Here is a 10232-nt window from a genome sequence, read left to right as displayed (position 1 = left end):
CATGAAGAAAGGAGACGACATGAGTAAAATAAATAAAAAATGGCTGGCAGCCGTCGTTATTGCAGCCGTCCTGGCCATTGCTTTTTTCTGGGGCGGAAATAACGGGAAACCTTCTCAGCCGCCGGCAGGAGATGGAACGCCAGTCGCCGCAGTGTCGGATACGCCGCAGCCAACAGGAGATGCGGCTTCTGCCGCGTCGGAGACTCCGCCTGCCGTTTCCGAAAAGGAACCAGAAGCAGACATAGAAACGACTACACCGCCTTCTGAAACTCCGTCACCGTCTCCAAGCGACGATGGTTCGGCCAACGATCCAACTGATGATCCGGGCACCCCTTCCGCTAAACCGGGAACGGACGGAACGAAGGAGGCCATTGGAAAGCCGTCTCCTACGCCGAAACCGGAGCAGAAGGAGAGGCCGGCCGAAGGCAAACCGGCTCAACCGACCGACAAGCCGTCGAAGTCCGACGGCAGCGGCTCCAAAGGGAAGGATAAATATCAGACCGATCCGATTCCGGAAGGTAAACCGAAGCCGGTAGAGTGGCAGGATACCAAAGTTGATAAAAAGAAAAAGCTGACGGCAACGCTTTCCGTCTCGGCTGCGTCGATTCTCGATCATATGGATCAGTTCAATAAAGATAAGCTGGAGGTGCTGCCGGAAGACGGCATCATCTACAAGACGCAAAAGGTAACGTTTTACGAAGGCGAGTCCGTGTTCGACGTGCTGCTGCGCGAGATGAAAAAGAACAAGATTCACATGGAGTTCGAGATGACGCCGATCTATAACAGCAACTATATCGAAGGCATTAACAATATATACGAGTTCGATTGCGGCGAGTTGAGCGGCTGGATGTTCAAAGTGAACGGATGGTTTCCGAATTACGGCAGCAGCCGCTATGCGCTGAAGGACGGCGACGTTATCGAGTGGGTGTACACTTGCGATTTGGGGCGCGATGTCGGCGGCTATGTGGCGTCAGGGGGATAACAGATGAAAAGAGACAGTTTTTCGTCCTATCACCCCCTCGTCAATTTTGTTTATTTTGGGGCCATGCTGGCGTCTGCGATGATATTTATGCACCCGGTTTTGCAAGCTTTGTCGCTGATAAGCGCGCTTGCCTATTCGATTTTACTAAAAGGAAAAAAAGCGGCGGTCTTCGCACTCCTCTATATGCTTCCTTTATTTATCGTCATGGCGGTCGCGAATCCGGTGTTTAATCATGCGGGAGTGACCATTTTGTTTTATTTGAAGAATGGCAATCCGGTCACGCTGGAATCGATATTGTACGGAATTGCATCAGCATGTATGTTCATTACCGTGCTCATCTGGTTCTCTTGCTATAACGCGGTGATGACTTCGGATAAGTTTATTTATTTGTTCGGAAAAATGATTCCGGCGCTTTCGCTCATCCTGTCTATGGCGCTGCGATTTGTGCCTCGGTACATCGAGCAGATCAAAAACATTTCCAAAGCTCAGCGAAGCATCGGACGCCACCCGTCGCAAGGAAATCCGCTTCAGCGGGCGAAAAACGCGATGAAAATCGTTTCGATTATGACGACCTGGGCGCTTGAGAACGCGATCGAGACGGCCGATTCGATGAAAGCGAGAGGTTATGGACTGCCAGGGCGCACCAGCTTTTCTTTGTACCGGTTCGACAATCGGGATCGGATTGGTATGGCTGCGATGCTCGGCCTGCTGGCGGTTGTGCTCACGGGAGCGGCGTACGGTGAAAACTCGGCGCGCTATTTTCCATCGATTAAAATGGCTGATACAACGATGTTCAGCGCGGTTTTATATGCCGCTTACGGGCTGCTGTGCCTGCTGCCTGTTATTATTCATGTTGCGGAGGCTATGAAATGGAAATCTATCGCATCCAGGATGTAAGCTTTACATTCCCGTTGCAGGAAAAGCCGGCTTTATCCCATATCGAACTCACCATCCCAAGCGGACAATTTGTAACGATATGCGGCAGGTCGGGCTGCGGAAAAAGCACGCTGCTTAGGCAGCTGAAACCGATACTGTCTCCCCACGGCGACCGGGAAGGCGAAATCTATTATAACGGCAGACCGATCGGGGAGCTGGGGCAAAGGGAGCAGGCGTCGCAAATCGGATTCGTGCTGCAGCATCCGGACAATGCCGTCGTCACGGAAAAAGTATGGCATGAGCTGGCCTTTGGGCTGGAGAGCCTAGGCTTGGACAGTTCGGAAATCCGGCTGCGGACGGCGGAAATGGCTAGCTTTTTCGGTATTCATACTTGGTTTCACCGGAAAGTGTCGGAGCTGTCGGGCGGCCAGAAGCAGCTCCTTCAGCTCGCTTCGATTATGACGATGCAGCCGTCCGTCCTATTGTTGGACGAACCGACCTCCCAGCTTGATCCGATTGCGGCGGCGGAATTTCTCGATACGATTCGCAAAATCAATCGGGAGCTCGGAACGACTATTATCATGACGGAGCATCGTCTGGAGGACGCGCTTCCCGCCGCCGATCGGCTCATTGTACTGGATAACGGCGCGGTAGTCGCCGACGATACGCCGGGAAACGCGGGCCGAAAGCTGTTTCAGACGAAGCATCCGATTTTTGCCGCGATGCCTTCGCCGATGCAAATTTACGCGGGGGTCGACGGAAGCGGGGATATGCCCGTCACCGTCAAAGAGGGACGGCAATGGCTGGACAATTATATGGCGGCGAGAACTGGCGCTGTCCCGGATAAGGGCCAGACAAACGATGACGGAACTGCTCTCGCGGCCGTTGGTGATGCAGTGTCCAAGGCGGCTATTGGTTCGAAGTCGTCACGCGATAGCGACCGCAAGGCGAAAGAGAACCAGCATTCGCCCGCAATCCGCTTTAAGGACGTCTGGTTCAGATATGAGAAGAACGGCTCTGATATTGTAAAGGACCTTTCGTTCGAAGTGGAAGAAGGGGGCTTTTATTGTCTCGTGGGCGGCAATGGAGCCGGAAAATCGACCGCTCTTTCGCTAGCTTCAGGTATGCTTAGCCCGTATCGAGGAAAGGTGCTGATTGGCGGCCGTGATCTTGCAGCCAAGGGCGGTAAAGGTAAAGACGCGGACAGAATGACAATCGCCATGCTCCCGCAAAACCCGCAGCATCTATTTGTCAAAAAGACGGTAAGACATGATTTACTGGAGGCGTTCTCGGGTGAGCGGCTGTCTGTGGATGAGGTGAATCGAAAGGTTGATGACATCGTAGCGTTCATGGAATTGGAACCGCTGCTCGAGCGCCATCCTTACGATTTGAGCGGAGGAGAGCAACAGCGAGCCGCGCTTGCCAAAGTGCTGCTGCTGGAGCCGCGCATTTTGCTGCTGGACGAGCCGACGAAAGGACTGGACGGTCATTTCAAGGAACGGCTGGCGGGCTTACTTACCAAGCTGTGCGATGGAGGTCTGACCGTTGTGATGGTATCTCACGACGTTGAGTTTTGCGCGAAGCACGGACGAACATGCGCGATGTTTTTCGATGGAGGCATTGCGGCCGAGAATGAGGCCAAACCGTTTTTTGCCGGAAACAGCTTCTATACGACGGCGGCCAACCGGATGTCGCGGCACTTATGGAACGGCTCGGTTACAGTAGAGGATGTGATTGCCGCATGCGGGGAAGCGGTGCTGTGAGCCGCCGGACTTGGCTGTCGACGGTGCTCATCTTGATCGTTATTCCGGCGACGATTCTGATGGGCGTGTACGTGCTGAATGACCGAAAGTATTATTTTATAAGTCTGCTAATTATCCTATACACAATGATTCCATTTGCGCTCGTGTTTGAGCGGCGCAAGCCGCAAGCGCGGGAGTTGATCGTTATCGCGGTACTGTCGGCAATCGCGGTAGCGGGCCGTGCGGCTTTTTTCATGCTGCCGCAGTTCAAGCCCGTCGTCGCGATCGTCATTTTGGCTGGCGTCGCTTTCGGCGCAGAAGCGGGCTTCTTGGTCGGTGCAACTGCCGGTTTCGTCTCGAATTTCTTTTTCGGACAGGGACCGTGGACGCCTTGGCAAATGTTCGGCTTCGGCATTATCGGCTTTCTGGCAGGCTTGCTGTACGGCAAAGGACGGCTTCGCCCGACGCGATTATCGCTATGCTTGTTTGGCGGGCTTTCCACGCTAGTTATTTACGGGGGACTGCTTAACTACGCATCCATGTCGATGATGGCCTCCCATTTCTCGTGGCAAGGGCTGTTGGCGATTTACGCCTCGGGCTTCTGGTTCGATCTGGTGCATGCGATAGCAACCGTCTTCTTCCTATTCATTCTGGCGAAACCGATGCTGGAGAAGCTGGATAGAATCAAAATCAAATACGGATTAATTGAGCGTTAAATAAGGCGGTTCAGCGGCAGTGGCTACCCTTAAGCTGTATGATAGCAGGCCTCACTTACAGAGTCCTGCAACTGCGATTGCAGAAAGGGCGTAGCCGCTGCAGAGCCTGTTTGAAGGAATAAACATGAAAAAACCGGCTCGAAACCGAAATCAGAGCATGATTATAAGTGAGTGGAAGCGCTGCGGGGGAGAGGTTTCTTCCGATCGCTATTAAAGCCTGATTCCATTATTTCATAGTTGCCTGCGGTAGGAATCATGCTTTAAAAGCGAATTTAAAAGCGAACACTATCGGTTCTCCAGAATCCCTCTGCCCCTTCGCTTTTTCTCCTTTTTCATCAAGCACTGATTTTAAGTTTGAGTCGAAAAATCATATCTATTAAATAGAGCCCCGTCGTTATTGAAAACGACGAGTTCCTCTCAACAACAAAAGGACGGCCGTCGCGGCTGTCCTTTTGTTGTTCCGGTCTATTTTTTCCTGTAGCTGACTGCCGTCTGGGCGTTCTATCGTTGCTGTTTGCACGCTGTTAGGAGTGGGGCGTACTTTCAGACTTAGCTTGGCGCGGCCAGAGGGTAAAGCTGAAGCTGTATAAAAAATCGACAAGAGTAATGATTGACCAAATTTTCACGGTAGATAACAGCGCGTTCGTCCGTTCGGCATCGTTAATGAAGTAGATCATGCCAAGCAGGACGGCGCTCCCAATCAGGTAGGCGATAAAGTAGCGCGTCCAAGTACTTCGCTCGTAACTGGCATGCTCTTTGCCGTACTTGGGCTTGACTTGCGGCTCAGGCTTGGGTCCGCCTGCAAAGCGGTAGGCGAATCGGAGGTCCGCCCAGCGTATCATCCGATGACCGAAAACGATAGAGATGGCAATATATATTGCCGACAGACTGTGAATGAATGTAGCGGTTTTTCCATCCTGTAAATCGACGACCGTTGCAATAATGATGAACAGATCAAGGAGCGGGGTGCAGTAAAGCAGAACCGCGCCGGTTCGGGGCATCCGCAGGATGTAGCGGAAAAACAGACCTGCCAGCACAAGTACCCAAAAACCGATTTCGCAGGCGACTAGAAAAGCAACAATAATGGCGGCAACCTCCTTTTAAATACAGTTGTATTAAAAAGAATTTTAGCACGGTTGTATGAAAAAAAGCAAACATGATAAACTGAGTCTATGCCTAAAATAGTGGATCATGACCTGCGAAGAGAACAGCTTGCGGAAGCGGCTTGGCGTGTTATTCGCCGGGAAGGGTTGGAAGGAATATCGGTGCGCAGAGTCGCGGAGGAAGCGGGCATGTCGCTCGGTTCGCTGCGGCACTATTTCACGACACAAGCCGAGCTGCTTGCCTTTTCCATGCAACTGGTGTCCGAGCGGGTAAACAAGAGAATTGACGGCTTAGCCTGGGGTACAGATTTGCTCGGGAACGCGGAGCTGTTACTAACGCAATTTCTGCCATTGGACGAGGAGCGTCTTGCGGAAGCGGAGGTATGGCTTGCTTTTATGAGCAGAGCTTATTTTGACCAGTCTGCGAATGCGTTAGGACGGAAGGTGCACGGCGAGCTGCGCTATGCATTCGATAGCATCATCACGAGGATTGTTGAGAGCGGTTTAGCCGCCGACGGCATCGATCCCGAACTGGAAAGCAAGCGGCTGCATGCGTTTATCGACGGTTTAGCTCTGCACGGTGCTACCCGCGCAGAAAAGCTAGACGCCGAACAATCTCTCCGAGCGGTTCGCTATCATCTCAATAGCCTATTGAAATTGAAATGATTTGCGGTGGTTTTAAAACAGTAATGCTGATGTTCTGCTGGTAGCTGCTTCTAGCAGAACAATTACGTGATTACGCCTGACATATAGCAATAAGGTTGAGCACATGCAAAAAAAGAAAGATGCCCCGTTCTGGCTGAAGGGCCGAGTAGGGGCATTTTTTGAGCAACGAGTGTAGTCTAATTTCGGCTCAAGACCGAAATCATTGCTTGACTAGAAGTGAGGGGAAGCACTGCGTGTCAGAGGGTTCTTCCGATCGCCATTAAAGCCTGATTCCTTGATTTTACTGAGGTTTGCGGTAGAAATCTGGATTTAAAAGCGACCGCTATCGTTTTTCCAATTTTTCCGTCAAGCACAGATTTTAAGTTTGATCCCTAATTTCAAATAACTGCAAAAAGGCAGTTATTATTCCTTGGTTACAGATGGAAAAAGGAAATAAGTGCAAAAAGGCAGTTATTTCTGGGATGAGCAGTGATTAGTACCGGAAGTACAGAAAATAACTGCATATATGCAGTTATTGCATAGAAAAGGTGGAAATCAGAGAAAATAACGTCCTTTTTGCATTTATCTCTCAATTCGAGCCCGTATGCCCATCTATTTGCCAATGTTCAACCCGCCAAGCTCTACCTGCCGACGACTACTCACCGTCATCCAATCTCCCCTTTCAACACCAACCTGCCAGCACCGCCGCCAATCAAACCGCAACCATTCACCTAATAGCCGTCCAGTTCTTCGCCTTGCCAATACACCAGACCGGCAACGCCAGACGACCTTCTGCCAAACAAAGCCCGCATACTAAACTCGTATGCGGGCTGCGGCGTTGATAGCCGCTCCGCCACGTCTATCGCGTATTCATGCGGCGGTAGCGGAGGATGCGGCGATACATCGTCAGGCTCGGCAGCTTGGCGAATGGGATCGCCTCGGGCGTCGCGTTTACTTCCAGTATCCACGGGTGCAGTTGCCGATCGAGGGCGATGTCGAAGCCTAGCTCATGTAGAAACGGATAAGCGCCGTGCAACTGCCGCGCGGACGACAGACAGACCGCCTGCAGCTTGTTCGCGGTGCTTGTAAATCCAGAGCCGCCGGCATGAGGACGCAATACCGTAGCAACCGTGCGGATAGCTGCCCCTTGTGCGCCGTTCGTGACCGCTTTGCCTTTCTTGGCGACCCGGGCCAGCATGCCGGTCACTTGCCAGCGGCGCTTTTCATTCAGCTGCGCAACGATACGCATGTCGAAAATGCTGCCCTGATGTCTCAGCATATGAACGCCGCGCTGTACCAAATACGATTTGCCGCCGCTCTTACGGACGATGAGATGGTATAACGAATCGAAAGCGGCTTTGTTGACGATGCCGGAAGCGCTATGAAGCGAATAGCCAGACTTCGGAGCAAGCTTGTCGACGCGCATGACGCCTACGCCGTGAGAGCCGACGACAGGTTTGACGTAGACCATGCCGTAGCGATCCAGCATTGTTTTCAAAGAGGTACGAGTGAGTTGTCTTGTTTCCGGCACGAAGCGGTTCAAGTAGCCGTTTCGGGTAAGAACAACGGTTTTTCGCCATTTGTTGGCTGCGCTTCGTTTGCGGGGAGCTTTACGGATATGGGCGGCCATGATGTCCACGATTCCTCCAGTTCATCTATCGGCAGCTTTTGCGAGCAAGCCGTTTAATTACACCTTATGCTTGCCCGTTGTCGACGGAATGGACTGTCGCGGACGCCAATTGCGGCATGCTGCATACGATGAAAAAGACAATGAGCAACGGGGGAATCAAAATGCGGATTTCGTTGAACGACCCGTCCATTCGCGCCAAGCTGGAGGAAGTATGCCGGATGTATGCCTGGTACCCGGAATTGCTGGCAGAAACGGAATGTACGGAATGGGAACAGCTGCCGCTGCTGACCGACCGGCGATTGCTGCCCTATTATGAACGAGGAGAAGGCTCGGCTCAGCCAGAGTGGAACGTCTATCGCACTTCCGGCACGAGCGGTCGCAAGCGGAAAGCCATTTATTACGATGCTTTTGATGAAAATGTTTATTTATCCCATAAAACGGAGCTGTTCGGACGTTTGCTAAAAAACCTTCCGCAAGGAAGCGCCGTCCTCAGCGATATGGGGACGGGCCATGCGGAAGCGACGGCAGCTGCTGTTTTTGAGCAGCTCGGCTTCGTTTGTGAATCGATTCCGTTCGGTTTGCCGGCCTCGATGCATTTGATGAAGTTGTCCGAATGCCGGCCCGATGTATTGTATACGATGCCTTCCCTATTGGACGGGCTTTTTCGTATCGCACCGGACGGTTTTCAATGGGGCTTGCAAAAAGTGCTGCTTGTGGGAGAACCGGCTCCTCCAGCATGGCGAAAACGGGCGGCGGAGCTGCTCGGTTTGGCTGAAGCGGACATATTGGACACTTACGGCAGTATAGAAATTGGCACGATCGCTTATTACGATATAGATCTAAAAAAATATGTGCTGCTTGAAGGACTTATCGCGGAAGGAGCGTCGCCGACAGAAGTCGGATTGCCGGGCGTGGAGCTTCCGGAAGGCGAGTGCGTGCTTGTGCTTACTTCACTTGTGCGCAGGCGGTTCCCTGCACTTCGTTTTGTCACCTACGACGTCGTTCGTGGATTGCGAACGGAACAAGCGGAGGACGGGAGCTGGATAACGACGTTCGAGGCGGTCGTCAAACGGATCGGCCCTGAGCTAAAGCATGGGGAAAAAATTAGCGTCTATGATATCGAAAATGCCGTGTTCCAGCATTTGAAGCAAGCGGAAGTAAAAGTGCTTGTGAAAAATAATAGACTGAGGATTACGATTGATGCCGGAGCCCTCGTAGACGACGCCGTTCGGGCCTTGATACGTGCAGAGCTGCATGGAGCAATACCCGAGATTGGCGCTATGATTCGCGGCGGATTGCTGGAGGAAATGGATGTCCGCTTCACGGAAGGAGAGGAACTGGCGGCGATCACGGCTGCTGCCAAGTCCAAACCGAAGGCGACCGAGCTGGAGGTCGTCCCTGCCGCTCCGTTGAAACGAAAGAAGCTTTATATCGATCTGTCCGACACAGAAGACGATAACGAGAAGGCCGGATCGCACGGCGCAAAAGGAAAGATCGGCGATGACCGTTCACGATAGCTTGATAACAACGATCGGCGGCACGCCGCTCGTCCGTCTAGGCAAGTTGTTTGACGGCGCCGGTTTTGACGTGTACGCGAAGCTGGAAATGCTTAATCCGGGCGGAAGCTTGAAGGACCGGTCAGCCCGCGAAATGCTGCTGGCCGCTGTTCGCGAAGGAAAAGTAGGCCCGGGCTCTACGGTAGTCGAATCGAGCTCAGGCAACCTTGCGATCGGTTTAGCACAGCTATGCAATTTAATTGGCTGCCGCTTTATTTGCGTAATCGACCCAAGAACGACGATGGCAAACCGACGGATTTTGCAAGCCTATGGGGCAAGGCTCGATTTGGTCGAGAAGCCAGACCCGGCTACCGGCGAGTATGTACCTGCAAGACTAGCGAGAGTCCGGCGGTGGCTGCGCAAGCTGCCCGGCGCCTATTGGCCGAATCAATATGCCAATGAAAACAACGCTTATGCCCATCAGCATACGACGATGGCCGAAATCGTTTCTGACCTGCCGCGCGTCGATTATTTGCTTTGCGGCGTAAGCACATGTGGAACGCTAAGGGGCTGCATCGATTATGTTCGGCTGAATGGCATGCAGACGAAGGTTGTTGCCGTCGATGCACTGGGCAGCCTTATTTTTGATAAAAACAGCAGAGATGACACCGTCGAAAGGCTGCTGCCGGGACTTGGCGCCGGCAGGCGGCCGGAGCTGTGTCCGCCCGAAGGCGAGGGCATACATGCCGTCGTGTACGTCTCCGACCGAGATTGCGTAGAGGCATGCAGAAGTCTTGTGAGGGAGGAAGGGATACTCGCGGGCGGATCATCCGGGGGGATCATCGCGGCAGTAGAGCAGTTTCGCGAGCGGATCGAGCCGGGGGCTGTATGTGTGGTTGTGCTGCCAGATCGGGGAGAGCGCTATTTGGATACCGTATACAGTGACGAATGGGTGTTAGAAAAATTCGGGCTATCGTTCTCAGCAACGATTCGCGCTGGACGACGGAAACGAGACGGACTGCGATTGAAGGAGGAGTAGCGG

At 52.7% G+C, this 10232-nt stretch carries 9 protein-coding genes; 7 read left to right on the top strand and 2 right to left on the bottom strand.

What is annotated here, in order from left to right:
• Window positions 1-19 precede the first annotated feature (19 nt).
• The 4 genes from ACFVTB_RS20705 to ACFVTB_RS20690 are packed head-to-tail and all read left to right on the top strand — an operon-like array spanning window position 20 to window position 4316.
• Entirely contained in the window at window positions 20-982 is a 963-nt protein-coding gene (locus ACFVTB_RS20705; protein WP_387753386.1) for a DUF4430 domain-containing protein, read from the top strand.
• A 3-nt stretch (window positions 983-985) separates the two neighbouring features.
• On the top strand, window positions 986-1879 hold the full coding sequence (locus ACFVTB_RS20700; RefSeq protein WP_387753384.1) for an energy-coupling factor transporter transmembrane component T: 894 nt from the start codon (window positions 986-988) through the stop codon (window positions 1877-1879).
• Entirely contained in the window at window positions 1852-3621 is a 1770-nt protein-coding gene (locus ACFVTB_RS20695) for an ABC transporter ATP-binding protein (RefSeq protein ID WP_387753381.1), read from the top strand. The genes ACFVTB_RS20700 and ACFVTB_RS20695 overlap by 28 nt, the downstream gene beginning before the upstream one ends.
• On the top strand, window positions 3600-4316 hold the full coding sequence (locus ACFVTB_RS20690) for an ECF transporter S component (RefSeq protein WP_387753379.1): 717 nt from the start codon (window positions 3600-3602) through the stop codon (window positions 4314-4316). Before ACFVTB_RS20695 ends, ACFVTB_RS20690 begins: the two co-directional genes overlap by 22 nt.
• 524 nt (window positions 4317-4840) lie before the next feature.
• Here the strand turns inward: ACFVTB_RS20690 and ACFVTB_RS20685 are convergent.
• Entirely contained in the window at window positions 4841-5401 is a 561-nt protein-coding gene (locus ACFVTB_RS20685) for a hypothetical protein (RefSeq protein ID WP_387753570.1), read from the bottom strand.
• An 87-nt stretch (window positions 5402-5488) separates the two neighbouring features.
• Between ACFVTB_RS20685 and ACFVTB_RS20680 the strand changes: the two genes are divergently transcribed.
• Window positions 5489-6085, top strand: a complete 597-nt coding sequence (locus tag ACFVTB_RS20680) for a TetR/AcrR family transcriptional regulator (RefSeq protein ID WP_387753376.1) — start codon at window positions 5489-5491, stop codon at window positions 6083-6085.
• Between the two features lie 838 nt (window positions 6086-6923).
• Here ACFVTB_RS20680 and ACFVTB_RS20675 read toward each other — a convergent pair.
• The gene (locus tag ACFVTB_RS20675; RefSeq protein WP_387753567.1) at window positions 6924-7694 is read right to left on the bottom strand and encodes a YheC/YheD family protein; all 771 of its coding nucleotides are present in this window, start codon (window positions 7692-7694) and stop codon (window positions 6924-6926) included.
• A 128-nt stretch (window positions 7695-7822) separates the two neighbouring features.
• On the opposite strand from ACFVTB_RS20675, the gene ACFVTB_RS20670 reads away from it, so the two are divergent.
• Window positions 7823-9211 carry a phenylacetate--CoA ligase family protein gene (locus ACFVTB_RS20670; RefSeq protein WP_387753374.1) on the top strand — a complete coding sequence of 463 codons (1389 nt, stop codon included), beginning with the start codon at window positions 7823-7825 and terminating at the stop codon, window positions 9209-9211.
• Window positions 9195-10229 carry a 2,3-diaminopropionate biosynthesis protein SbnA gene (sbnA, locus tag ACFVTB_RS20665; protein WP_387753372.1) on the top strand — a complete coding sequence of 345 codons (1035 nt, stop codon included), beginning with the start codon at window positions 9195-9197 and terminating at the stop codon, window positions 10227-10229. Before ACFVTB_RS20670 ends, sbnA begins: the two co-directional genes overlap by 17 nt.
• The last annotated feature ends 3 nt before the right edge of the window (window positions 10230-10232 follow it).

It is taken from the genome of Paenibacillus sp. NPDC058071 (assembly GCF_042885235.1).
Taxonomy (GTDB): Bacteria; Bacillota; Bacilli; order Paenibacillales; family Paenibacillaceae; genus Pristimantibacillus.
Note: the sequence above shows the minus strand (reverse complement) of the source record. Positions and strands in the feature narration are given on the sequence as shown.